The sequence below is a fragment of the Streptococcus parasanguinis genome (assembly GCF_016648855.1).
GTDB classification, from domain to species: Bacteria; Bacillota; Bacilli; order Lactobacillales; family Streptococcaceae; genus Streptococcus; species Streptococcus parasanguinis_L.
On the sequence record NZ_JACLQU010000006.1, the window covers coordinates 97,349 to 122,740 of the forward strand.

The 25,392-nt window shown below is 42.7% G+C and carries 25 protein-coding genes and 4 tRNA genes; 1 reads left to right on the forward strand and 28 read right to left on the reverse strand.

Annotated features, from left to right (window positions below):
- Positions 1 to 6 precede the first annotated feature (6 nt).
- The 5 genes from H7T92_RS05445 to purD all read right to left on the reverse strand — a co-directional run bounded on the left by H7T92_RS05445 (position 7) and on the right by purD (position 4,261).
- Entirely contained in the window at positions 7 to 237 is a 231-nt protein-coding gene (locus tag H7T92_RS05445; protein ID WP_155168316.1) for a phosphoribosylaminoimidazole carboxylase, read from the reverse strand.
- A gap of 9 nt (positions 238 to 246) precedes the next feature.
- Positions 247 to 1,197 carry a ketopantoate reductase family protein gene (locus H7T92_RS05450; protein ID WP_201037275.1) on the reverse strand — a complete coding sequence of 317 codons (951 nt, stop codon included), beginning with the start codon at positions 1,195 to 1,197 and terminating at the stop codon, positions 247 to 249.
- Complete coding sequence (gene purK, locus H7T92_RS05455) at positions 1,198 to 2,298, reverse strand: 5-(carboxyamino)imidazole ribonucleotide synthase (protein WP_201037276.1); 1,101 nt, start codon at positions 2,296 to 2,298, stop codon at positions 1,198 to 1,200.
- Positions 2,285 to 2,773, reverse strand: a complete 489-nt coding sequence (purE, locus tag H7T92_RS05460) for a 5-(carboxyamino)imidazole ribonucleotide mutase (RefSeq protein WP_155168313.1) — start codon at positions 2,771 to 2,773, stop codon at positions 2,285 to 2,287. Before purE ends, purK begins: the two co-directional genes overlap by 14 nt.
- 225 nt (positions 2,774 to 2,998) lie before the next feature.
- The gene (purD, locus tag H7T92_RS05465; RefSeq protein WP_201037277.1) at positions 2,999 to 4,261 is read right to left on the reverse strand and encodes a phosphoribosylamine--glycine ligase; all 1,263 of its coding nucleotides are present in this window, start codon (positions 4,259 to 4,261) and stop codon (positions 2,999 to 3,001) included.
- A gap of 182 nt (positions 4,262 to 4,443) precedes the next feature.
- Here purD and H7T92_RS05470 point away from each other — a divergent pair, with 182 nt between their 5' ends.
- Entirely contained in the window at positions 4,444 to 5,463 is a 1,020-nt protein-coding gene (locus H7T92_RS05470) for a GBS Bsp-like repeat-containing protein (protein ID WP_155168309.1), read from the forward strand.
- A gap of 53 nt (positions 5,464 to 5,516) precedes the next feature.
- On the opposite strand, the gene purH is transcribed toward H7T92_RS05470, so the two are convergent.
- The 23 genes from purH to H7T92_RS05585 all read right to left on the reverse strand — a co-directional run bounded on the left by purH (position 5,517) and on the right by H7T92_RS05585 (position 25,389).
- Positions 5,517 to 7,064 carry a bifunctional phosphoribosylaminoimidazolecarboxamide formyltransferase/IMP cyclohydrolase gene (gene purH / locus H7T92_RS05475; protein ID WP_201037278.1) on the reverse strand — a complete coding sequence of 516 codons (1,548 nt, stop codon included), beginning with the start codon at positions 7,062 to 7,064 and terminating at the stop codon, positions 5,517 to 5,519.
- A 1-nt stretch (position 7,065) separates the two neighbouring features.
- On the reverse strand, positions 7,066 to 7,530 hold the full coding sequence (locus H7T92_RS05480) for a GNAT family N-acetyltransferase (RefSeq protein WP_195529586.1): 465 nt from the start codon (positions 7,528 to 7,530) through the stop codon (positions 7,066 to 7,068).
- Between the two features lie 42 nt (positions 7,531 to 7,572).
- Positions 7,573 to 7,947, reverse strand: a complete 375-nt coding sequence (locus H7T92_RS05485; protein ID WP_201037279.1) for a hypothetical protein — start codon at positions 7,945 to 7,947, stop codon at positions 7,573 to 7,575.
- On the reverse strand, positions 7,944 to 8,495 hold the full coding sequence (purN, locus tag H7T92_RS05490) for a phosphoribosylglycinamide formyltransferase (RefSeq protein WP_006595300.1): 552 nt from the start codon (positions 8,493 to 8,495) through the stop codon (positions 7,944 to 7,946). Before purN ends, H7T92_RS05485 begins: the two co-directional genes overlap by 4 nt.
- A 184-nt stretch (positions 8,496 to 8,679) precedes the next feature.
- Positions 8,680 to 9,702: a phosphoribosylformylglycinamidine cyclo-ligase gene (gene purM, locus H7T92_RS05495; RefSeq protein ID WP_201037284.1), complete on the reverse strand. Its 1,023-nt coding sequence runs from the start codon at positions 9,700 to 9,702 to the stop codon at positions 8,680 to 8,682.
- Positions 9,703 to 9,732: 30 nt separating this feature from the next.
- A complete protein-coding gene (gene purF, locus H7T92_RS05500; RefSeq protein ID WP_201037280.1) occupies positions 9,733 to 11,172 on the reverse strand; it encodes an amidophosphoribosyltransferase in 1,440 nt (479 codons plus the stop codon).
- A gap of 12 nt (positions 11,173 to 11,184) precedes the next feature.
- Positions 11,185 to 14,910 (reverse strand): phosphoribosylformylglycinamidine synthase, encoded by a 3,726-nt coding sequence (locus tag H7T92_RS05505; protein WP_201037281.1) that lies wholly within the window; start codon positions 14,908 to 14,910, stop codon positions 11,185 to 11,187.
- 63 nt (positions 14,911 to 14,973) lie between these two features.
- Positions 14,974 to 15,681 (reverse strand): phosphoribosylaminoimidazolesuccinocarboxamide synthase, encoded by a 708-nt coding sequence (gene purC, locus H7T92_RS05510; protein WP_070594691.1) that lies wholly within the window; start codon positions 15,679 to 15,681, stop codon positions 14,974 to 14,976.
- Between the two features lie 150 nt (positions 15,682 to 15,831).
- Positions 15,832 to 16,080, reverse strand: a complete 249-nt coding sequence (locus H7T92_RS05515) for an acyl carrier protein (RefSeq protein WP_021154192.1) — start codon at positions 16,078 to 16,080, stop codon at positions 15,832 to 15,834.
- A 3-nt stretch (positions 16,081 to 16,083) separates the two neighbouring features.
- Positions 16,084 to 17,079, reverse strand: coding sequence for a phosphate acyltransferase PlsX (gene plsX / locus H7T92_RS05520; RefSeq protein ID WP_021154191.1), 996 nt, complete (start codon positions 17,077 to 17,079; stop codon positions 16,084 to 16,086).
- Positions 17,076 to 17,855, reverse strand: a complete 780-nt coding sequence (gene recO, locus H7T92_RS05525; protein ID WP_049486261.1) for a DNA repair protein RecO — start codon at positions 17,853 to 17,855, stop codon at positions 17,076 to 17,078. Before recO ends, plsX begins: the two co-directional genes overlap by 4 nt.
- The gene (locus H7T92_RS05530; RefSeq protein WP_201037282.1) at positions 17,839 to 19,020 is read right to left on the reverse strand and encodes a pyridoxal phosphate-dependent aminotransferase; all 1,182 of its coding nucleotides are present in this window, start codon (positions 19,018 to 19,020) and stop codon (positions 17,839 to 17,841) included. The genes recO and H7T92_RS05530 overlap by 17 nt, the downstream gene beginning before the upstream one ends.
- A gap of 154 nt (positions 19,021 to 19,174) precedes the next feature.
- Positions 19,175 to 20,023, reverse strand: a complete 849-nt coding sequence (srtB, locus tag H7T92_RS05535) for a class B sortase, LPKTxAVK-specific (RefSeq protein WP_155168302.1) — start codon at positions 20,021 to 20,023, stop codon at positions 19,175 to 19,177.
- A gap of 88 nt (positions 20,024 to 20,111) precedes the next feature.
- Complete coding sequence (gene abpA, locus H7T92_RS05540) at positions 20,112 to 20,732, reverse strand: amylase-binding adhesin AbpA (RefSeq protein WP_070594694.1); 621 nt, start codon at positions 20,730 to 20,732, stop codon at positions 20,112 to 20,114.
- A 222-nt stretch (positions 20,733 to 20,954) separates the two neighbouring features.
- On the reverse strand, positions 20,955 to 21,095 hold the full coding sequence (locus H7T92_RS05545; RefSeq protein ID WP_173018797.1) for a hypothetical protein: 141 nt from the start codon (positions 21,093 to 21,095) through the stop codon (positions 20,955 to 20,957).
- 49 nt (positions 21,096 to 21,144) lie between these two features.
- Positions 21,145 to 22,119, reverse strand: coding sequence for a ribose-phosphate diphosphokinase (locus tag H7T92_RS05550; protein ID WP_021154183.1), 975 nt, complete (start codon positions 22,117 to 22,119; stop codon positions 21,145 to 21,147).
- A 178-nt stretch (positions 22,120 to 22,297) separates the two neighbouring features.
- Positions 22,298 to 23,548, reverse strand: coding sequence for a peptidoglycan hydrolase PcsB (pcsB, locus tag H7T92_RS05555; RefSeq protein ID WP_155200042.1), 1,251 nt, complete (start codon positions 23,546 to 23,548; stop codon positions 22,298 to 22,300).
- Positions 23,549 to 23,641: 93 nt separating this feature from the next.
- Complete coding sequence (gene mreD / locus H7T92_RS05560) at positions 23,642 to 24,142, reverse strand: rod shape-determining protein MreD (protein ID WP_201037283.1); 501 nt, start codon at positions 24,140 to 24,142, stop codon at positions 23,642 to 23,644.
- A 1-nt stretch (position 24,143) separates the two neighbouring features.
- Positions 24,144 to 24,962, reverse strand: a complete 819-nt coding sequence (gene mreC, locus H7T92_RS05565; protein WP_031574139.1) for a rod shape-determining protein MreC — start codon at positions 24,960 to 24,962, stop codon at positions 24,144 to 24,146.
- A gap of 62 nt (positions 24,963 to 25,024) precedes the next feature.
- Positions 25,025 to 25,112: transfer RNA gene (locus H7T92_RS05570), tRNA-Ser, on the reverse strand.
- A 4-nt stretch (positions 25,113 to 25,116) separates the two neighbouring features.
- Positions 25,117 to 25,190, reverse strand: a tRNA-Ile gene (locus H7T92_RS05575).
- 39 nt (positions 25,191 to 25,229) lie between these two features.
- Positions 25,230 to 25,300: transfer RNA gene (locus H7T92_RS05580), tRNA-Gly, on the reverse strand.
- A 16-nt stretch (positions 25,301 to 25,316) separates the two neighbouring features.
- Positions 25,317 to 25,389, reverse strand: a tRNA-Phe gene (locus tag H7T92_RS05585).
- Positions 25,390 to 25,392: the final 3 nt, after the last annotated feature.

Genomic DNA, 25,392 nt, shown 5'->3' on the forward strand with positions numbered 1-25,392 from the left:
ATCTGTTTACTCCTCAAACTCCTCTTTCCCAATCCACACAGATGGATAATGACCCAATGTATTCAAATCCGTATCCAGAGGCAGATCATAGATGGCTAAATAGTTTTCAGGAAATTGTGCAACTAGCTCTTCATACTTAGCTTTCACCTTTTCGCGATCGCTACTAGCATACAAGACTTCGACGACTGCTCCAGTCTTTTCTTTTTCAACAAATGCGTTGACAATGAGTTGAATCATAAAAACCTCCTAAAGCGAAATGCCCTTCATATTTGCTTCCAAAATAGGCATCTTCACACCTAACTCCTGACCAGTCTGATAAACACTTTGACAACAGTAGAAAATGTCCTGTTTATCATTGTGCAAGGTCATAATTTTGCGGGTCAGTTCATTTTTCGCAAACATGATTTTCATGGCTTTTCCTGCAATCCAAGCGGGAATTTTGTAAGGTAAGAGTTCCGCTTTATAAAGCTTCAAATTTACGCCACGTGCTTCTACGACTTTCAAAGCCTCTCGAATGGCCTTGATGGCCAATGACAATTCCGAAGAACTATTCATCAAGTTCAGAGCCAGCTCTTCTGGATTTTCCAATTTTCCCGAACGAGCAGCTGTCGAAGTAACACCTGCATTAATCGCCATGTGAATCCAAATCCACTCAACCATATCATGAGGAACTTCCCACTTCAAATCTGCAGAAGTCAGTAAAGTCGTCAGATCACCATAGTTAGAAATCTGTGCTTTTTGCTCACCTTCTAGCATTAAATGGTCAAACAAGACACCATCTAAATGATTCCCCTGCATATGACCTCCAGCAGTCGGAAAAGCCAGAATATAGTCGTAGTCCCCTGCCCATTCTTGAACCTCTTTTCGAGTATCCCAGAAATTACAGAAGAAAACAAGGGTACCTTTGATATTATTTTTTCGCAAGGTTTCTACAGCTTCTTTGACAAAGCCGTGACGCACACTGAGCAAAATAAAATCATATTCCGAATTAGCTTCTGCCACATGAACCTCATAGGTGTCATGCTTGTTTTCACCCTTGGAATGATAGCGGCCATCTAGCAAATCAACCGACAACTCCTTCGGAGCAATGTTTTTCTTACTATCTCTCAATACATGTTCTACTTGATGACCCGCTTTTTGAAAAGCATAGGCATAAGTGGTCCCGATCACTCCAAGTCCTAAAATTGCTATTTTCACCTAAAAATCAATCCCTTTCCCAAATTCCTCAACCTCATCCGGCACATCACTAAACAAAGTCACATGTCCCATCTTGCGGTTGTGCTTCGCTTCTATTTTACCATACATGTGGAGGTGGGCGCTTGGATTTTCTGTCACATATGTTTCAGCAGCCTCGACATGTTGGCCGAGGACGTTAAGCATGACAGCCGGTGCATGGAGGTGGATTGCTGGAAGTGGTGCTCCGAGAACACCCAAAATATGAGTATCAAACTGGGAGAAGTCGCAGGCTTCAATCGAGTAGTGTCCTGAATTATGTGGTCGTGGGGCAATCTCATTGACAATGATGTCATCAGCTGTCGCAAACATTTCCACACAAAGGGTTCCAGACAAGTTGAGTTGTTCTGCAATTCGCACTGCCATGGTTTTAGCTTTTTCAGCTAGATTTTCTGAAATGCGGGCTGGCACAATCGTTTTAGAAAGAATGTTGTTGCGATGGATATTTTCCTGAACTGGGAAAACTGTCACATCCTTACCATTACCAGACACAATAACAGAAATCTCAAGGTCAAAGTTGACAAATTCTTCCAAAACACAGTCTGCTGAGTCTGCTGAGTCAGCTAGAGCGTAAGCTTCTTCCAAATCTGCTTCTGAACGAATAACCTTTTGTCCATGTCCATCGTAGCCACCGGTCGCCGTCTTGAGGACATAGTTTTTCGACAGGTCGATATCTGCTAAGTCTTGGCTTGAGGTCACAACCTTGTAAGGTGCCACGGTGACTTGTGCCTTGTTTGAGAGGAAGTCCTTTTCAAAAATCCGATTTTGAGAAATGCGAAGTAGGTCTGTCCCTTGAGGGAGTTGACCATCCTTGATGACAGTATCCAAACCGTCAGCGTCTACATTTTCAAATTCATAGGTCAGGATATCACAGCGGTCCGCCAACTGACGAAGGGCATCCACATCGTTATAAGGCGCCACGATGATTTCCGCCACGCGAGAGGCCGGGCAATCCGCCGCAGGATCCAGCGCGATAACCTTGTGCCCCATGTAGATAGCAGAAATGGCCATCATCTGACCCAGCTGACCGCCACCGATAATTCCGATTGTTTTAGATGAGCTCATTTGTAGACTCCTCTGCGATTTTTCCTTGTTCTTCTGCGAAATCAGCCAAAGCTTTCGCAATAGCCTGATCCTCTACTGACAGGAGACGGAGGGCAAAGAGGGCCGCATTGGTCGCGCCTGCTTCACCGATAGCCATTGTCGCAACAGGCACACCGCCCGGCATCTGAACGATAGAATAGAGCGAGTCCACGCCACTAAGCGCGCGTGATTTGACTGGTACACCAATGACTGGAAGGGTTGTTTTGGCAGCTACCATTCCTGGTAAATGGGCTGCGCCTCCAGCACCTGCGATGATGACCTTAATCCCACGGCTACGGGCTTCCTCCGCATGTCTGAACATGAGATCAGGTGTGCGGTGGGCAGAGACAACTTTCTTTTCGTAAGCAACGCCGAAGTTGTCTAGAACTTCCGCTGTTTTTTGCATGGTTGCCCAGTCAGATTTTGAGCCCATGATAATGGAAATTATTGGTTTCATTTCTTCTCCTTTTTTAATAATCGTCTATTGTAGTGCGGACGTAAGCGACCGCCTCTGGCGTTCCATTACTAAAGCTGGAGCCTGAGTCTCCAGTTTTCCGCTCCTAGTAGCAGAGCTACTAGGAGTTCCACTACTGCGACGAATTATCCTATACTAGCTCGCTAACGCTCGCAAATCAAACGACCATTATCGGGTTGGCGACTTCGTCACGTTATTCTTGTACTTTTACTTTATTGCCTTGCTTCCGATATCGGTTCGGTAAAAGAGGCCTTCTGTGTTTTGTTTGTTGAGTTCGTTGTAGATAATGTTTTGGCCGTCTTTGACGGTATCTGCTGTTGTGACGAGCATGTAGACACGTCCTCCGTTTGAAAGGAGGTCTTGACTATTTTCAGCGAATTTGGCACCAGCATAGTAAGTAATTATGTCGCCCTCTGTCTTGGCTGGAAGCTTGACACCCTTCTCATAAGCGAGTGGGTAGCCGTTTGATGCTACAACTACGCCCAGTGTCACACCCTTGTCCGTCCAAGTAATGGCCGGCTCTTTGCCATCCAAAATATCAGTAATATTTTGTGCAAAATCAGATGTCAAACGAGGCAAGATAATTTGTGTTTCAGGATCGCCAAAACGAGAGTTGAACTCGATGACTTTCGGTCCATCAGCTGTCAAGATTAGCCCCGCATAAAGGACACCAAGGTAGGGACGCCCTTCTTTGATCATGCCTTCAAGAACGGGCTTGACAATGGTGTCAACCGCTGTGTCAACCACGCTCTGTGGCAAGTGAGGAACTGGCGCATAGGCACCCATCCCACCAGTGTTAGGACCCTTGTCGCCATCATAAGCACGTTTGTGGTCCTGAGCCGTTGGCATGATGTAGAACTTGTCCCCATTGACAAAGGCAAAGAGAGAGAACTCTTCCCCGTCAAGGAATTCCTCGATGACCACACGCGCACCTGAATCACCGAATTTATTGTCCAAAAGCATCTCGTGAGCAGCTTCGACGGCTTGCTCAACCGTTTCAGCAACGACGACACCTTTACCTAGGGCCAAGCCGTCTGCCTTGACGACGATTGGAGCGCCTTTTTCCTCGATGTAGGCCTTGGCTTCCTCGAAATCTGAAAAGGTCCCATAGGCTGCTGTCGGAACGTCGTACTTGACCATGATTTCCTTAGCAAAATCCTTAGACCACTCAAGCTCAGCTGCAGTCTTTGTCGGACCAAAGGCTTTGAGTCCAGCCGCATTGAAATCATCCACGATACCAGCTGCAAGAGCATCATCTGGACCGATAAAGGTCCAAGCAATATCGTTCGCTTTTGCGAAGTCAATCAGCTTAGAATGTTCGGAAATTCCGATATTGATCAAATCAAGACCGTCCAATGTCATCCCGTCATTACCAGGAGCCACGAAAACTTGCTCAACGTCCTTAGACTCCAATAATTTCTTGGCAATCGCATGTTCACGACCACCAGAACCAACAACCAAAAGTTTCATCTCGAACCTCTTTTGCGAATTATTTTATTAAATTATATCATAATCGTTCGTTTTATTCTAATGATTTCAGCAAAAGTCTCCTATTTTCAGTAGAATCCAAACATTTTTTGCTATTTTCCCCTATTTCTCATTTTTTTCCGAATAGTATAGGTGAGACCTACTAATTGACGAAAAGGAGTATTATGCAAACAATCAAAAAATTTGTCGTACTGACTTGTGCGACATGGGGGATGCAAGCCTCTATTGCTCATGCAGATCAAGCGACCAATGCTATCTATGCCGAAAAAGGGCAGCTGATGATTCATCTTGGAAACGTCCCGGATAAATATCAAAAGATCCAAGTTCCCGTCTGGTCTGACCAAAATGGTCAAGATGACCTGATTTGGTATCCTGTGCAACGCAGTGACAAGGGATTTGACCTACAAGTGCCATTGACCAACCATTCTGATCAAGCCGGACTTTATCATGTCCATGTCTATGGGGTGGAGGCAAATGAACAGTTAACCGGTCTTTACCCTCTCACGACCAGCGTCCAGCAAAAAGACCTGGCTTCTTCCCAGCCCAAAATCACGATCACACCCATCTCCTCACAAGAATTTGAGGTAGACCTGAAGTTATTCGAAGACGTTGACGAAATTGTCTTCCCCATCTGGTCTGAAGAAAATGGGCAGGATGATCTGGTCTGGTACCCCGCAAAGAAGATTGCACCTGGACATTTCCAACTTCGCTTTCAGGCTCAAAAACACAAGGGAAGTGGTCTATTTCATCTCCACGTATACCAGAAAAGCCAGGGACAATTAAAAGGGCTATTCCCCACTACATTTCAAGTAGAAAAGGCAAAGCTAAAGCTCACTCCACTCGCAACACATCCGGGAAACACCTATCCCATTGGTGAGTGCACCTGGGGAGCCAAAGAATTAGCCCCTTGGGCCCACAACTGGTGGGGAGACGGTGGCATGTGGGCAACTAGTGCACGCGCTGCTGGATTCCGGACAGGAGACACTCCAGAGGTCGGCGCTATCGCCTGTTGGGACAATGGAGGATATGGCCATGTCGCCTTGGTTACGGACGTCGAACATGACCAAAAAATTCAGATCCAAGAGGCTAACTACAACGGCCATCGCTATATCGACAACTTCCGCGGTTGGTTCGATCCGACCAACCCTATCTGGGGAACCGTCACCTACATCTACCCAGATTAAGGTCTTCTTAACCAACAAAAAAGGCACCATCCATTGATGCGTGCCTTTTTTGATTAATGTCTAAAATGTCTCACTCCTGTAAAGATCATGGTTAAACCGTATTTATCAGCTGCTTCAATAGATTCTTGGTCACGGACCGAGCCTCCTGGCTGGATGATCGCTTTGATTCCTGCTTTGGCGATTTCTTCCACGTTATCTGCAAATGGGAAGAAGGCATCGGAAGCAAGAACAGCGCCGTCAAGACGGTCTTTCGCTTGGTCAATGGCAATACGGACGGAAGCCACGCGGTTGGTTTGACCTGGGCCAACGCCAAGTGTCATGTGGTCATTAGTCACGATGATTCCGTTTGATTTGACATACTTAATGGCTTTCCATGCAAACTCAAGGGCAGTCGCTTCTGTCTCCGTTGGCTGGCGTTTGGTCACCACTTGCCAGTCAGTTGGGCTTTCTTTGACCACGTCTTGGTTTTGCACGAGAAGTCCACCGACAACACCTGTGTATTCTGATTCCACTTCGCTAGCATCTTGAGCGTCAAATGGCAAGACAAGGATTCGCAAGTTTTTCTTTTTATTAGTCAAAATTTCAAGTGCTTCGTCTGTGTAGCTTGGCGCGATGATGATTTCAAGGAAAACACCATGCATCTTCTCAGCTGTCGCAGCATCTACCTCACGGTTAAGAACGACGATTCCACCAAAGATAGACACTGGATCAGACTCATAAGCGTAGTCCCAAGCAGTCTCGATATCGTCAGCTTGACCAATCCCACATGGGTTCATGTGTTTCAACGCCACAACGGTTGGACGGTCTTTGAAATCGCGAATGATACGAATCGCAGCATCCGCATCACGGATATTGTTGAAGGACAATTCTTTGCCGTTGAGCTGTTTAGCAGATGCAATCGAATAATCCGTAGGCAAGGCTTTTTGGTAGAAATCAGCGTCTTGTTGAGGGTTTTCCCCGTAACGCATTGCTTGCTTAAGATCATAAGTCAAGGTGAGTTTTTCAGGTTTTTCTTCACCCACTTGAGCTGTGAAGTATTCTGCAATCAAGGCATCGTAGGCCGCTGTGTGACGGAAAACCTTGGCTGCCAAACCTTGGCGAGTTTCGTAAGTTGTTTCACCGTTTGCTACCAATTCGTCAAGCACAACAGCATAGTCAGCAGGGTCTACCACAACTGTTACGCTAGCGTGGTTTTTTGCTGCTGAACGAAGCATAGATGGCCCACCGATATCGATGTTTTCCACCGCGTCAGCGTAAGTCACGTCTGGTTTTAGGATGGTTTCCTTGAATGGGTAAAGATTGACCACAACAAGGTCTATCAGTTCGATCTGATTATCCTTAGCAGCATCAAGGTGACTATCGAGGTCACGACGAGCGAGAAGACCACCGTGGATATTTGGATGGAGAGTCTTCACACGGCCGTCCATCATTTCTGGAAAACCAGTCACATCGTCAATGGCAATGGTATCAACACCGGCATTATCAAGGGCAATTTTGGTCCCACCTGTTGAGATGATGTCCCAACCGAGTTTCTTGAGTTCTTGGGCAAATTCAACAATGCCCGCTTTGTCTGAAACACTAATTAGTGCGCGTTTAGTCATTCTATTCCTCTTTCTTTAGATCCAAGCGCATAGCGACTTCGTTATTTTCTTCTATAAATCCTGTTTCCTGAAAACCCAAACTAGTCAGCAGGTACTTCATTTTTTCATTTCCAACTACATAATCTGCGATAATATGATTGCAAGCTCTATCCATCTGAGCCTCTTTGACCAGAACTTCCAAAGCTTTTCGTCCATAACCTTTTCCTTGGTACTGCTGGCCAATCATTATCCGCCAGATAAAGTATTCCGCTTCATCCTTGTCTATTTCCAGCAGGAGAAAGCCAACCACTTGCTCATCCCAATAGATTGCCATGGGAAACACATCACCATTCTCTCGGTAGAGCCATGCATCAGCTAAAGAACGCACATTTGGAGCTACGAAACGTGCTCGTTCATCAGCTTCAGATATTTTCAAATCCAGCACTGCCTGAAAACTGCTTTCATCTACTAATTTCAGCTCAATCATTTTTTCTCCTTTTGAATGAATAGGGTTTGAGGTGATTAAAGATTAACCTAACTCATATAAAAGGTAGTTATCAAAGTTTATGATTCCTTTGAGGTAATCTCTGTCTGATTTAGACAACTCAAATTCTGGAAAAGTCGCAATTAAACTGGATAAATAAAAATAATTCGGGTGCCTACGATAAGAAAAACCTGCTTGACCGAATCTCCCTTGACAGAAATCATAGGCAAGTTTTAATTCTTGACTTGTGACACCATCTAAAATTTTATCTAACTCTGAAAGCTGACTTTTATCAGTATTTTCTATCATAGCTTTCACTGTATTTACTAAAACAAAAAGAAAATCATTAGTATTATCCAGTAGGATTGGTCTGTTAGATAACTTATTTTTTAAATCCATATAGTATTGGTCAATATTCATTCTTTCCTCTCCACGCCCAAACGTTCCAAGACTTCTGGATACAACTTGTACTCCGTTTCGTGGATGCGGGTTTCAAAAATGTCAAGGGTATCATCTGCTAGCCGTGGCACACGGACTTGTTTGATGACCTTACCGGTATCCACACCCGAATCCACCCAGTGAATGGTCACACCAGACTGGTCAACACCTGCATTCCAAGCATCCTCAATACCATGAGCGCCTGGAAATTCTGGAAGATAAGCTGGGTGAATATTGATGATACGGCCTTCATAAGCCGCTAGCAAGGTTGGACCGACGATTTTCATATAACCCGCCAAACAGACTAGGTCAATCTCGTGCTCATCCAAGAGCTCGACAATGGCTGCTTCGTAGTCTGCCTTGCTCTCAAACTCCTTGAGTTCGAAGGCATAGGAAGGAACTCCAAGATTTTCTGCACGCTCAAGTACATAGGCATCCCGGTGATCTGCAAAGACAAACTCTACTGGAAATTGGTCCGCAATCACCTGGAAGTTTGAGCCGTTGCCAGAGGCAAATACAGCGATTTTCATATTCGATACAAAGGGACGTTTCGGCTAGCCGAACAGCTTCGTAGAAAAATAGGAAATCATTGCTGGGTGCTTGCACACAAAATGATTTCTCTTTTTTCCTAGAAAATGAGTCCCGTGTTCAGTTAGGCTTGCTAACTAAACACTCCTTTCTACAATTTCTCCGTATAAAATGGTGATATCACCATTACTTTATCACCACACTTGCGCCATCTTTCTTCACAATTCGACCGATTTCATAAACAGGTTCATCAAGAAGTTCTTTGACACGTTCCACATTTTCTGGTTTCACCGCAAGCATGAGACCCACACCCATATTGAAGATTTCAAACATTTCTTCATGTTTGATTTGGCCATATTTTTCAAGGGCTTTGAAAATTGGAAGGACTGGAACCTTGCTTTCATCAATTTCAGCTGCCAAATCATCTGAGAACATCCGTGGGACATTTTCGATGAAGCCACCGCCTGTGATGTGGGCAATCCCATTGACCAATTCTTCTTTGATGAGTGGCAAGACAGCCTTGACATAGATGCGAGTGGGCTCCAAAAGAACGTCTTTCAGTTTCTTACCTTCCAACTCAGGCAATACTTCTTCCCCTGTGTAATCAGCAAAGACACGACGGACAAGGGAGTAGCCATTTGAGTGGATACCGCTTGAAGCAAGTCCGAGAAGGACGTCTCCCTCTGCTACTTTTGAACCGTCGATGATTTGAGATTTTTCGGCCACACCGACCGCAAAACCAGCCAAGTCATAGTCGTCTTCACCGTACATACCAGGCATTTCAGCCGTTTCACCACCGATGAGGGCTGCACCAGCTTGCACACAACCTTCGGCTACACCAGCAACCACTTGTTCCAATTTAGCTGGCTCATTCTTCCCAGTCGCCACATAGTCTAGGAAGTAGAGGGGTTCTGCACCTGCAGCAATGATATCATTAACACACATAGCTACACAGTCTTGACCAATGGTATCGTGCTTGTCGTACTTGATAGCCAGCATGAGTTTGGTACCAACACCGTCCGTCCCTGAGATCAAAACAGGCTCTTTGACACCTGTTTTTGAAAGGTCAAACATGCCACCGAAACCACCAAGAGCTCCCATAACACCTGCACGCTCTGTACGTGCTACGTGTTTTTTGATCCGTTCAACAACTTCATAACCCGCTTCAACATCCACACCAGACTGCGCATAAGCATTTTTATTCGTCATTTTATTCATTCCTTTTCTTTTGCACTGTTCTTAATAGAAAGAAGTGTGTTCTTTCAAACTTTCTACATAGCGTTCTTCGTAGTCATACAAAGGTGTTGGGTATTTCCCATCAAAGTAGGCTACACAAAGACCACCGTTTGGTGCATCGGTATCAATGCCAATAGAATCAATCAAGCCATCAATAGACAAGTAGGTCAAGCTATCCGCACCAATAATCTCACAGGTTTCCTCTACTGTATGGTTGGCTGCGATTAGCTCTTCGCGACTCTGAATATCAATTCCATAGAAACATGGATAAGCCAGAGCTGGGCTAGCAATTGCCACATGGACTTCTGTAGCCCCTGCTTCTTTCAACAATTTCACAATCCGACGAGACGTCGTTCCACGCACGATAGAATCATCAATCATGACAACCCGTTTGCCTTTCACGACCCCAGATACGGCAGAGAGCTTCATTCGCACTCCTTGTTCCCGCAATTCCTGAGTCGGTTGGATAAAGGTCCGTTGGACATACTGATTCTTGATCAAGCCCATTTCATTTGGCAGGCCAGATTCTTCCGCAAAGCCCATGGCAGCACTGAGAGAGGAGTTAGGAACCCCCACCACAATATCTGCCTGGTTCTTAAATTCTCGTGCCAACTGAGCTCCCATCCGCTTGCGAGCCGTATGGACGTTGACCCCTTGGATATTGGAGTCAGGACGAGCAAAATAGATATACTCCATGGAACAAATCGCCAGTTGGGTATCATCCGTATAGCGATCATAGGTAATGCCGTTTTCATCGAAGATAACAAGCTCACCCGGATGTACATCTCGGATCCATTCTGCCCCGATAACCTCAAAAGCACAGGTTTCAGAAGAAACAACCAAGGCTCCATTAGCCATTTTCCCGATAGAAAGAGGACGGAAGCCGTTTGGGTCCAGCGCCGCAATCAGCTTATCTTCAAACAGCATCAGATAAGCAAAACCGCCTTTGACCGTATTGAGCGCTTCCTTGATTTTCCCCATAAAGGACGGGTTATGACTCCGTCGAATCAAGTGGGCCAGTATTTCTGAGTCAGAGGTTGAGCTAAAGATGGCTCCATTTTTTTCTAATTCAGATTTGAGAGATTGGGCATTGGTCAAATTCCCATTATGGGCCAGACCAAACTGCGTATCTTGAAAGCGGAAGAGGAAGGGTTGGATGTTATCCACAGACGCTTCCCCCGCTGTCGCATAGCGAACATGCCCAATAGCAGAATAGCCTGTTAATTTTTCCAGATTTAAAGGATTCCGAAAGACTTCTGAAAGAAGGCCTGTATCTCGATGGCGTCTCAGGGTTCCTTGGTCATTGGCCAGGATTCCTGCTCCTTCTTGTCCCCGGTGTTGGAGACTGTGAAGCCCAAAATAAGTGAGTTTCGCAGCATCTGGATGTCCCCAAATCCCAAAGACTCCACACTCTTCATTAAGAGATTTTACTTCGTATGTCATGTTGTATACCTTTTATTTTCCAGTAAAATATTGAACCGCTGATGCAAAAAGATGCTGGTCTTTATTTCCTGGAATATTTTGGAAGAGACCGTCTTCAAAACGTTCTGAGTGTCCCATCTTCCCAATAATTTGACCGTTCTTGCTTGTGATACCTTCAATCGCATTGACAGATCCATTAGGATTGTATTTTGAATCCATGCTTGGTTTGCCTTCGAAGTCAACGTATTGGCTAAAGATTTGACCATTGTCACGAAGCTCTGCGAATTCCTCAGCTGTCACGACAAATTTACCTTCACCGTGTGATACTGGAATGGCATGGATGTCCCCAACTTCTACTCCAGCAAGCCATGGTGAGTTGGTGTTGGCAATCCGTGTTTCAACCATCTTAGCCACGTGTTGGTTGGCATCATTGTAGAAGAGGGTTGGACTGGTGCTACTTGCATCTTCAAAGTTACCGTATGGAAGAAGACCTGATTTAACAAGGGCTTGGAATCCGTTACAGATACCGATGATCAAACCACCGCGTTCAATGAAGTGATCGATGGCTGCACGTACTTTTTCATTGAGCAAGATGTTCACGATAAATTTAGCTGATCCATCTGGTTCATCCGCTGCTGAGAAGCCACCTGCAAAGAAGATAATGTTGGCTTTTTCGATGTTGTCAACCATAGTGTCAACAGACTTGACAATCGCCTCTTCATTCAGTGTGACAAATGGTACCAAGTTAACTTTTGCACCTTCTTTTTCAAAGGCCTTAGCTGAATCGTACTCAGAGTTAGTACCTGGGAATACTGGGATGTAAACCACTGGTGTATCAACTGTTTCTTTAGCTTTAATCACAGCATCTGATGCCACTGCAGGTACTTCTTCCAGCTCAGTTGCCTGTGCAAATTCCGTTGGGTAAACCTCTTCCAATTTACCTTGGAAGGCACTGTCAAGTTTGTGTCCATCAAGCGTTACACCGTTGACAGTGAGTGTAAAGTCAGTCACTGTTTGTCCGATCTTGGCAACACCTGCAATTTCTTCAGGCGATGTGAAGACGAATCCACCCAATTGGGCTGTCAAGCTAGTGTCAAGGTCAGCTAATTCGACGTTTGCTCCGATATGGTTCCCAAATGTTGCAAGAGCAAGCGCTTCAACGACACCACCATATTTGACAGCTGATGCAGATGTGACTTTATGATCAGCTTGGATGGCTTCAAATTGAGCAAAGTTAGACTTGATAAGATCGAAGTCAATTTCTTGTGCCAAAGCTTGACCAGGAATGTAGTAAATATTTTCACCAGCAGCTTTGAATTCTGGAGAAAGAATCTTACGGCTATCTGCAGTTGTGACCCCAAAAGCAACCAAGGTTGGTGGTACTGTCAATTCTTCAAAGGTACCAGACATCGAGTCTTTACCACCGATAGATGGCAAACCAAGTTGAATCTGAGCTTCGATTGATCCAAGGAGAGCTGAGACTGGTTGACCAAAACGCTCTGCTCGTTTATCCATACGCTCGAAGTATTCCTGATAAGAGAAACGAGCCTTAGACCAGTTTGCACCAGCAGCAACCAAACGAGCTGTGGCTTCGATGACCGCATAAGCAGCGCCATGATATGGAGACCATTCTGCTACATAAGGGTTGAATCCTTGCGCCATAACAGATGCAGTTGTTGTCACGCCATGTTGGACTGGCAATTTCTGTACAGAAGCTTCCGTTGGTGTGATTTGGTAGCGACCACCAAGTGGGTGATTGACTGTTGAACGACCAACCGAGCTATCAAAGATGGTTTGTAACCCTTTTTGACTGGCATGGTTCAGGTCAGCCAAGACTTCAAGAGTATCCGCTTCAAGGGTTTCAGCAGATGTTTGACGTTCTTCTGGAAGCTTGACATCCTTGTCAACCACCTTAGCATCTACAACCACACGTACACCGTTTGTATCAAGGAAACGACGTTCCAAATCAACGATGGTTTCACCATTCCAGTGCATGACAAGATTTGGTTTTTCAGTTACTGTTGCAACGACAACAGCATCAATATTTTCTTTGTTACATTCAGCAACGAAAGCATCTACATCTTCTGGACGAACCACTACAGCCATCCGTTCTTGAGATTCTGAGATAGCAATTTCTGTACCGTTCAAACCTTGGTATTTCAATGGCACTTTGTCTAGATCAATTTCAAGACCATCTGCCAATTCACCGATCGCCACACAGACACCACCGGCACCAAAGTCATTTGATTTCTTGATCAGACGGGTCACTTCCCCATTACGGAAAAGACGTTGAATCTTACGTTCTTCGATGGCATTCCCTTTTTGAACCTCAGCACCAGCTGTTTCAACAGATTCAACCGTTTGAACTTTAGAAGAACCTGTCGCACCACCGACACCGTCACGTCCAGTCTTACCACCAAGCAAGATAATCACATCACCTGCTTCAGGTTTTTCACGGACAACATTTTCCTTAGGAGCCGCACCGACAACTGCACCTAGCTCCATACGCTTAGCAACGAAACCTGGGTGGAAGTATTCACGAACATAAGTTGTTGCAAGACCAATTTGGTTACCATATGAAGAATAACCATGAGCCGCTGTTTTAGAAATCACTTGTTGTGGCAATTTACCAGCGCGAGTTTCTGAAATTGGAGCCGTGATATCACCAGCACCTGAGATACGCATGGCTTGGTAAACGTATGAACGACCTGACAATGGGTCACGAATGGCACCACCGATACAAGTAGCCGCTCCACCAAATGGTTCAATCTCCGTTGGGTGGTTGTGTGTTTCATTCTTGAACATAAGAAGCCATGGTTCTTTGACACCATTGACATCCACTTCAATTTCAACTGAGCAGGCATTGATTTCATCAGACACTTCCATGTCATCCAAACGACCATTAGCACGCTCATAACGGCCAAAAATAGTCGCCATATCCATCAAGGTTTGAGGTTTTTCGGTACGTCCCAACTCATCACGCATGGCAATATACTTGTCATAAGTCGCTTGCAATTGTTTTTCAAATTTAGAAGCTGAGAAGTCGATGTTTTTCAACTCAGTTTCGAAAGTTGTGTGACGGCAGTGGTCAGACCAATAAGTATCCAAAACCTTAAGCTCAGTCTCAGTTGGTACACGTCCAATGGATTTGAAGTAATCTTGAATGAAGAGAAGGTCATCCACTTCCATTGCCAATCCTTGCTCAGCCTTATACTGTGCAAAATCTTCTGCCGTATACCTTTCAAAGAAATCCAAGCTTGGAATGGTCTTGTCAGACTCAGAGAAATCCTGTTTCGCAATGCCAACAGTGATATCTTTGAAACGAGAATCCACTGGGTTCAAAAGGTAGTTTTTAACAGCTTCCAACTCATTCGCATCGATATCCTTGTTAACCAAGTACAATTGCGCTGTATTCACTGTTACGTCATTTGAACTACCCAACAACAGCAAAGCTTCTTGTGAAGATGTCGCACGTTGGTCAAATTGACCAGGTAAGCTTTCGATCGCAAAGAAAGCATATTTCTCAAGATCAGTCTGAACCGTAGCTTCATCCAAAACAGTATCGGTCACTTGCTCAGAGAAGATGTGTTTTTCCGCACGCGCAAACAAGTCCTCTGCCAAACCAAAAACATCGTAAACCTGAACAATCCGAAGATCCTTCAAGGTTTTCAACTGAAGATTATGCTGCAATTCTTTTACTAAAGAGTCCGATTTCACACGAAAATCAGCTTTTTTCTCAACGAAAATACGTTTATCCATTTTATTTCCTTTACTTCTATTCAAAAATGCTCTTGAAGACGAAGGTTTTCCGTTTCAACCAAATTATTTCAAGTCTTGCAACTTCTCTAACACAACCTTATATACATCCGTTAGGCTACCCAAATCTCTACGGAAAACATCCTTGTCCATATGGTGCCCTTCAGCATCCCAAAGGCGGCAATTATCTGGAGAGAATTCATCTGCCAAGATGATCTTGCCATCCTTATCAAAACCAAATTCCAATTTGAAATCAATCAAGCGAAGACCAATTTGTGCAAACCAATCCTTCAACAATTCATTGATGCGACGTGTTTCTTCCTTGATATAGGCAATTTGCTCATCATTGGCAATATCCAAGAACTTCACATGCTCATCATTGATGAATGGGTCATCCAAATCATCGTTCTTGTAGTAAAATTCAACGATTGGAGTTTTCAAGTCCAAACCTTCTTCCACGCCAAAACGTTTAGAGAAAGAACCCGCAGTCACATTACGAAGAACCACCTCCAAAGGAATAATTTTTACTTTCTTGTTGAGTTGTTCTGTGTCAGAAATACGTTCGATAAAGTGAGTAGCTACACCCGCAGCATTCAATTTTTCAAAAATAAGAGACGAAATCTGATTATTTAGCACACCTTTTCCCTTAATAGTCTCCTTACGAGCCCCATTAAGCATGGTTGCCTGGTCCTTATAGACCGACTTAATCACATTTTCGTCCTCAGTAGTATAGATATCCTTAGCTTTTCCAGTATAAATCAGTTGATTGGTCATGACTTTGTTCGCCTTTCGTATTTTATCACCTTCATTCTATCACATACAAAGTGTATTTTCAATAAAATTCCGTACAATATAAGCAGAATCCGAATAAAAAGGACAGAAAAAAAGATCATCCAGAATAATCTCTGAACGATCCCTTTTTCATTAGTGACCAGCAGTTCGTTTTTCGATATAGTCGACAACATCCCCTACTGTGTTAAATTCATCAATAGCCTTGTCCGGAATCTCAATTTGGTATTCATCCTCAAGATTGATAATAAATTCCATCAATTCAACAGAATCCGCCTGTAAATCCTTACGTAAGTCAGATTCCAAAGATACTTGAAAGTCTGGACCCTTGCGATCTTTGAGAAATTCCTCAATTGTAACTAAAATTTCGTTTTGTTTACTCATACATTACCCTTCCTTCGATAATTCCTTCACTGATTTTCCAACAACATCTGTCTCTAACATGGTCCGAATCTGACGAATCGTGCTATAGACAGCTTTGGCATCACTCGAACCATGCGTTTTAACAACAGGTGCTTGAAGACCAAACAAGACCGCTCCTCCAACATCTGAGAAATCCAAGGTTTGCTTCAATGATTTCAAACGGTCCTTGAGCAGAAAAGCTCCTAATTTCGCCTTCCAGTTTCCTGTGGCAATTGCTTGTTTCAATTGCTTCAAGATCCCAAAAGCCGTTCCTTCCATCGTTTTCAAGACAGCGTTTCCCGTGAAACCATCCGCCACAACGACATCAGCAACGCCATCCATCAAGTCACGCGCTTCCACGTTTCCAACAAAATGAATCGACTCATCCTCAGATAACAATTGGTAGGTTTCCTTGCGCAAAGGATCTCCCTTACTAGCTTCTGTCCCATTGTTCAATAGACCCACGCGCGGTTTTTGAATCCCACGAACATTTTCAGCATAATAGGACCCCATCACAGCATACTGATGCAAGTGCTCCGGTGTATTTTCCGCATTAGCACCCAAATCTAACATGTCATACCCACGACCATCAACCGTCGGAAGTGTCGACATCAAACCTGGACGTTCCACGCCCTTGATGCGGCCAACAATAAAGAAACCTGCTGCCAACAAGGCACCTGTATTCCCCGCAGATAGCATGGCATCGACCTCACCATCCTTCACATCCTTGGCAGCTAAGACCATCGAAGCCTGTTTCTTCCGACGAATGGCCCGCGTTGGCTCATCATCTGAATCGATTTTTTCTTCCGTATGCACAATCGATACACGTTCTGTTGCGGTTAAATAGTCTTTGATTTTTGCCTCATCGCCATACAAGACAATCTCAATATCATCAAAATCACGAATGGCTTGATTCACACCTTCTACCAAGGCTTGAGGTGCATTATCGCCCCCCATTGCATCTACTGCAATTTTTTTCATGTTTCACCTCCAGATGAATCTTTCATAATCGCTCCCCAATCACTCAAGGAATCGATAAACTTTTTAGCTTTTAAATGGATCCCTACATACTCCTCATACAACTGATCAATTGCCTGACGCAGAGCTGCTTTCATCTCTGCTTGTAGAGAAATCGTCTCTAACTCATTGAATCGTACTGCTTGAAACTGATCCAATAAATAGAGAACATTCGGATGCCAGTGAGCGCGTCTCTCATCCTGATCATAATGATCCGGACAAAGGACCCCACTATAGCGAAAAGAGTAATCAAAAGGAAGTCCAACCCGATGACAGAAACAGCATTCATGCAGATTCAAGATAACTCCAAATCGTGATAGAATCTGAATCTCAAAAATATTGGTCAAAACCTCATAATCCAGTCCCTCTTCCATCAAAGACAAGGTCTTTTCCAAAAAAGCAAACAGGGCTGGATCCACCTGATTATCCTGAATACTTGCATCTGCAAGCGCCAGAACATAGGTCGCATAAGAAAGGGCAAAAAGATCTGCATTGATTTTTTTATAAACCTGCACATCTTGAAAATCATCAATATAACTCAACCCATCATCATTGATTTTCAACAACATATCTGCCGTTACCAAAGGTTGCAACATGGGATTCAACCGTGATTTTCCCGCATGTTTCACAAAAAACATCCGCTTCCCTGACTTCTCCGTGAAAATTTTGACCAGCTTGTCATCTTCACGAAACTCCCGATTATACAGGACAATTCCCCGGGTCTCAATTGACTCCAGCATGTTCTTCCATATACTCCTTCAAGCGTTTCATTGCTTCCTTGATAACCTCCATGCTGGCTGCATACGACAAACGCACATAGCCTTCACCATATTGACCAAAAGCAGCACCAGGAATAAAAGCAACTGCTTTTTCACGCGCAAAATTCTGCAAGAAAGCAAAGGAGTCTTGATTATAACCAGCTGGGATTTTAGCAAAAATATAAAAGGCACCATCTGGCTTAATCATCTCAAACCCAAGCGCGGACATCTGTTCGATAATATAATCCCGACGCTTCACATATTCCTTCTTCATCGGTTCCGCATCATCTCGACCTTCCGTCAAAGCTTCGATCGCAGCATACTGGTTCATGGTTCCAGCAGCCGTTACCAAATACTGATGGCTCTTGATGAGTTGGGCCGTCAACGCAGCCGGGGCAAAGATAAAGCCAAGTCGCCAGCCTGTCATGGCATGAGATTTGGACAAGCCATTGATAACAATGGTCTGCTCAGGAATAAAGGAGGCCATAGAGACATGCGCTTCTCCAGTATAAGTCAACTCTGAATAGACTTCATCACAAATCACAAAGACTTCATATTTTTTTAAGACAGCAGCTAATTCTGCCATCTGTTCGCGCGAATAAGTGACACCCGTTGGGTTAGCTGGATAATTGAGAACAACAGCCTTCAATTTTTCACCCTGCTCTAAAATGGCCTTTTCCAACTTTCCAGGAGTCAAGACAAAACGATCTGCTGTCGTATCAATTTCGACAATCTCCGCCCCAACCAAATTCACAATGGGTTCATAACCAGGATAAGCTGGCGCCGGAAGAAGGACTACATCTCCAGGTTCCAAGATTGCTGTCAAGGTTGCAGATAGGGCTTCTGTTGCACCGATCGTCACCAATATCTCATCTTCAGGACGGTAGTGAATACCATATTTATCCGCCACAAACTGACTCGCAGCCTCACGCAAAGCCAACAAACCACTCATCCCAGTGTAATGGCTAAAGTTCGCATCAATGGCAGCCTTTCCTGCTTCTTTTACATGTTCAGGAGTTGTAAAATCTGGTTCCCCCAAAGTCAAACGCAAGACACCAGGAATGGAAGAAATTGATTGATCGAACTGACGAATCAAAGATACTTCAATCCGATTCAGATTTTTATTAAAACGTGTCGTTAAATCCATAGAACACCTCCAAAACACTTATATTCATTATACTATAAATAGGACCCCATCGCAAAAGAACAAGCCAGATCCCCACCTTTTGCTTACCACCAATGGACATTTCAACAATCCTTCCATGCAAAAAAGACTTAGCAATGCTAAGTCTTTCAAGTCATTATTGTTGACCACGTGTTGCCACGTATTTCAATTGATCTGCATGTTTTGCCACAAAATCCTTCATTTCTGAATCAGGAATTTGACGAAGGTAGAGGTTAGAACGAATGGTTTCATCCTCTTCACGACAAGTTGACAATACTAAGTATTTATCAGATGCTTTGATCTTGATATTAGGATTCTTCGTACGAGCTGACTCATAGATATTCTTCAATTGTGTCGTAAAATCATTGTCATCAGTAAAGCTTGTACGGTAGAAAGCGGTGTCCTCTGGGACAATGACCAATCCCATTACTTCATAATAATATTTCCGCTCTGGTGTCTCAATCACAACATACGGATGTTGGTCCAAATACTCTTGTTTGTCATAGTAGTTGACATCATTAAACATGCGATGATCGCCGACCTTACTACCACGAGCATGACCAAACAACCAAGTCAAACGATCACTGAAGTCTTTCTTGTTGTCCATATCCATGAAGACTGTCCCCATGTATGGTTCATTTCCACCATCAAACGTCTTATTCAAATAAGTTTCATTGTCAGTGGTTTGTACAACAGGTTCATCCAACTCAGTACCCGGTGCATAGACATAAGCAATTGCCTCAGGGTTAACAGCTGTTAACTGAGCAAAACGATTTTTCAAGTAATCTTTTTCTTCTTGGCTTGGTTCATATTTAGTTTCTTGCTTGGTTGAGCTTGTTCCAGTTGTTTTTTTAGCCGTGCCAGATGACTTAGTTCCTCCAAATGGATTAAAGAAAATAAATCCAGCAACAAGAACAACAACTGCAACAAGAGCAGCAATTACAAGACCCAATTTATTTGAACTTTTTTCCCCAGCTCTTTTCATTGATTGATCTCCTCTTGATGATTTTTTCTAAAAAATAACACTGAACCCGAAGGTCCAGTGATATTTTACGAGCTAATTAATAATCAAATTATTTAACTGCGCTTGTTTTTGGAAGAGCTTTACCAGCTTGTTTTGAACCAGCTTTACCAGCTTCTGCTTTTTTAGCTGCTTCTTCTGCTTTAGCTGCGTCAGCTTTAGCTGCGTCTGCTTTAGCTGCGTCTGCGTTAGCTTGTTCTGGATTAATTCCATGTTCTTTCAAGTAACGAGCGTTAGCTTGTTCTGGAGTTTCATTCAAGATATAGTAACGGCCTTCTTTTTTCTTAGCTGTGTTTTGAACAGTTTGGAATTGTTGTACATATTTGTTACGTACGTTCAAGAATGCAGTATTGAATGCTGCTTCATAAGCTGCTTTCTTTTCTCCGTAAAGGTGTGAACCACCTTCAACAGCATCAAATTCAGCTTTAGCTGCTACTACTGCTGGATCAGCCGCTGCTTCAGCTTTGATTTCGTCCATGTGACCGTTAAGGTATTCTTCAACTGTACGAGCACTTACAAATTCAGATTGATCATAGTATTTTGAAGCGACGTCAGTATCTTGAGGTCCTCTAGGATTGTTAGCTCCACCGTTGACTCCACCTTCGGCAAGAACTGGTGCTGCTGCAGCAAATACTGCAAGAGCTGCTACTGATGATAATAAAACTTTTTTCATTGTTTTATCTCCTTTTTTCTTTTCAAAAATTATTCGTTACTTCGTAACTATGACTAGTATACTAGGATATTCTGCCTATGTCAAGACTTTTTCCATTATTTTTTAAAAAAAGTTTAATCTTTTGATCCATTTGAGATATAGAACTACGAATTTAAAACCATCTTGGAAAAATACTCTATTCATATATAAAAATGTATTTAAAAAATAGAAATCTTTTCTATCCTATTTCACCACCCCATTTTTTGGCAATCGTTTCTTGGGCAAACTAGGATCAGCCTTTGCTTCTAGTTCTTTAGCTGCTTGAACCAGTTTTTTCCGTTTCTTTTCTTTTTTTAGATTTTCCAACCATTTTCTGATTTCCATTTGTATATCCTCCTAAATAAAAGAGGCCAGTTACCCAGCCTCCTTATTGTTAACATTTTTTGGCATTTCCGATTTCAAATAGAGGAGAAAGAGGGCGATTTTCGTGAATGCGAACAATGGCCTCTGCAAGGAGTTTCGCAATCGAAATTTGCTCAATCTTATCAATTAATCGATCTTCCGGTAGATAAATCGTATCCAACACCACCAACTTCTTAATGGCTGATTTTTGAATATTGTCCATCGCTGGTCCTGATAAAACAGGGTGAGTACAGCTCGCATAAACTTCAACAGCACCTGCTTCTGCAAGGGCGTCCGCGGCATGACAGATTGTACCAGCTGTATCAATCATATCATCAATCAAAATACAAGTCTTGCCTTCAACACTCCCAATGATATTCATCACTTCACTCGTATTCATCTTATCGACACTTCGACGTTTATCAATAATCGCAATCGGTGTCTTCAAAAATTCAGCTAATTTTCGAGCACGAGTCACACCACCATGGTCTGGACTGACAACAACATAGTCTTTCCCAATCATCCCACGACGTTCAAAATAGTCGGCGATCAAAGGCGCACCCATCAAGTGGTCAACAGGAATATCAAAGAAACCTTGAATCTGAGCGGCGTGCAAATCAATTGTCAAGAGGCGATCAACACCAGCAACCTCAAGCATATTGGCTACCAACTTAGAAGTGATTGGTTCACGAGCTCGAGCTTTCCGGTCTTGACGAGCATAGCCGTAATATGGCATCACCACATTAATGGATTGCGCACTAGCCCGTTTCAACGCATCTACCATAATCAAAATTTCCATTAGATTATCGTTAACCGGCGAGCTAGTGGATTGCAAAATATAAACATCTTTCCCACGGATTGATTCTTCAATATTAACCTGAATTTCTCCATCAGAAAATTGACGAACCGTTGACTTTCCAAGCGGTAGTCCCATTTCTCGAGACACACGTTGAGCCAATTCTTGATTTGACGACAAAGCAAAGAGCATTAAATCAGAAAATGACATGATTTCCTCCAGTAAAATCTAAAACCATATTGTACAGTCAGCACAAATTTCTCCTGTAACCATTTTATCGCTTTTTAAGCAAATATTCAAATATTAATTTATGGAAACTACAAAATCTATCACTACCTAAATTCTATCAAAAAAGAAGCAGAACAAATGTTCTGCTTCAGTGTAATTCTTAGTTTGGATAGATATAAGTAACAGTACCTTGTGCTGTTGTTGGGTTAAACCAACCACGGTAGTTCCCAATACTACGGATACCATTATAGTTAGACTCAGAGACTTGGATGCTCGTTGTAGATTGAACGGCTGTAACAACTGCTACGTGTCCATATCCACCATCATTCCAACATGCAATGGCACCAACTTGTGGTTGAGATCCTGTACGGAATCCTGCTGCCGCTGCACTTGCTGCCCATTGTCCACCATTACCCCAGTAATCACCAGCCCATGGAGCCAATGTCTTCGCACCCCATGTACATTCACCAACTGGATAAGATGATGCAGATGTACTATAAGTTGGACGAGAAACAGTTGCTGCTGGAGCTGCTGGAGCTGCTGCTGCTTGAGTTTGAACAGCAGGTTGAGCTGCTGCTTGAGTTTGTGCAGCCGCTGGTGTTGCAGCAGGTGTTTGTGCTGCTGCCTGAACTTGTGCTTGAAGAGTTGTATTAGCAGAAGCTTTTACAGCTGCTTGTTGTTCTTTTTGTTTTGCACGGTAAGCTGCCTCAGCTGCTGCCGCTGCTGCCGCTGCTTTTTCAGCTTCAGCTTTTTGTTGCAACAAAGCGTTCTTTTCGTTTTCAGCAGATGATTTTTCAGCTGCCAAATTCAATTGTGCCACTTTCAACTCAGCTTCTTTAGTTGACAAAGCTTGCGCATCATCTTCTAATTGCTGTTTATTTGCAATAACAGTATTGATAGCGTCGTTGTTTTCTTTTTGTTTTTGTGCAATATCTTCTTTATCACGTTTTTGCTCTTGCAACATTTTGTTGTTAGCATCTGCAATTTCATTCATAGCAGAAATACGTGAGATAGCTTCTGTCAAAGATCCAGAGCTAACAATCGCATTAATATAGCTTGTTGCAGTTCCAGTTGTTTGAGCACTACGTGCTTGATTTGCAAGTGATTCTTGACGAGCAACAATATTTTTTGACAACTCATCGATCTCAGCTGACAATCGTTCAGATTCTTCATTCAAACGGTCATTTTCAGCTTGAAGATTTTCTTGTTGTTGTTTAATTTCAGATACTTGACCTTGGATTTGATCTACCTGAGCTTGTGCACTTTGTTGTTGTTGATTAATACTATTGATTTTGTTATCTTGAGCAGCAATCTTATCATCTGTTGAGTCAGCTGATACACCTGCTACAACAGCACCTTGTGATAAAGCAACTGTACTCAATAAGATTGTGGCAAATAATTTTTTCTTCATTAGATAAATTTTCCCTTTCTAATAAGACACTAACTAGTATAACAAATTTTTTGAAAATTTATATTACGCTATTGTTACATTTTTATTTCGAGTTTATAAATAAATCTTTTCAAGTAAAGGCTGTAATACGATCATTAGAACCACATTCAAAATTAAACTAGGCGCAATTTGATGGATAATGAGAGTAATCCAGTTGAATTTTATACCAATAAAAATAATCAGAAGAAGATTGGTTGAAATCTGAAATATTAGAATCATTAATAAAAATGTAAAAAAACGAGTCAATCGATTGACCAAAATAATCTGATTACACCGATAAAAAATCACCTGTAACAAAGGGAAGACTAGAAAGGCAATTCCTATAGTGCGTAAAAAATACACATCAAAACAAAAACCAAAGAAGACTCCCCACCAAATACTAGCTATCTCAGAGAAATAGAGACTCAATAACATAAAACCATATAGAAATAAAAATGAAGTAGGTTCAAAAGAGTTTGGACAGAAACGAGAAATAAGAAAAGAGATCTGTCCGTCAACAAATAAAGATAAGAATAAGATTAAAGGGAAAAAATGGTACTTACGTATGACTTTCACACTACTCTCCAATCAATAGTACATAACGATTGACATCTAAATTAGCCTTTGGTTTCACACGAATTTCTTGCCCTAACTGATCAGATGCCTTTTGAGTAGAAGTCACTGTACCAAGAGGTAAGTCACTACTCTTATATTTTCCTAAACCACTTGTTGAAACCAGAGATCCTTTTTTAATTTCAACTGGATCTCCAATTTGCAACAACCGAAACTCACCTGTCTTCTCGTCATAACCATTTAATAAAGCAAAAATAGATTGACCTTGACTCTCAATTTTAAACGTCAGGTGTTGTGAAGAAATAGTATCTTCAACTAATAATTTCACTTTGCTAGAATTTTTCTCTATACTTTCTACCACACCAATGACGCCACCAGACGAAAGAACAAACATAGAATCAGAAATTCCATCTGAACTACCTTTATCAATAACAAATTCCTGATCCCACGAACCATAATTACGGTCAATAATCTCACTAACGACTTGTTTAGAACCCGATACAGAATTCTTGATTGACATCAAATCCTTTAATTCTCTATTTTCTGATTCCAAACGGTTAAGTTTTGACTGATCAATATCCTTTTGATAAAGACGTGATTTTAACGAACGGTTTTCATCATTTAATTCAGATAAATTCTTTAAATCCTTTGCCTTAGATTCCACAACAACAAATGGTACCGATACTGCCTTATCAACAATAGCTAATAGATCAGAAGATTTTAAAACAATCGAAGTTCTAACAGATGGAAAAAGAAATAAAATTCCTGAAACAGTTAAAACAAACACAAAACTAAAAATTTTAAAGAATCGATTCAAGAACATAGACAAAACCTTCAAAAATATAAAAAATAGTTTGAGATGACATCTCAAACTTGGAAATTATACGGAGAATGGGGGATTCGAACCCCCGCGCCGGTTACCCGACCTAACGATTTAGCAAACCGTCCTCTTCAGCCTCTTGAGTAATTCTCCAAAATGGGCACGAGTGGACTCGAACCACCGACCTCACGCTTATCAGGCGTGCGCTCTAACCACCTGAGCTACGCGCCCAAGTTTAAAAAAACTTGGTAAAAATGAACAAAAGTTCAAAGCGGGTGACGAGAATCGAACTCGCGACAACAGCTTGGAAGGCTGTAGTTTTACCACTAAACTACACCCGCTTATTATTAAAAGAAATGGCGCGAGACGGAATCGAACCGCCGACACATGGAGCTTCAATCCATTGCTCTACCAACTGAGCTACCGAGCCAAA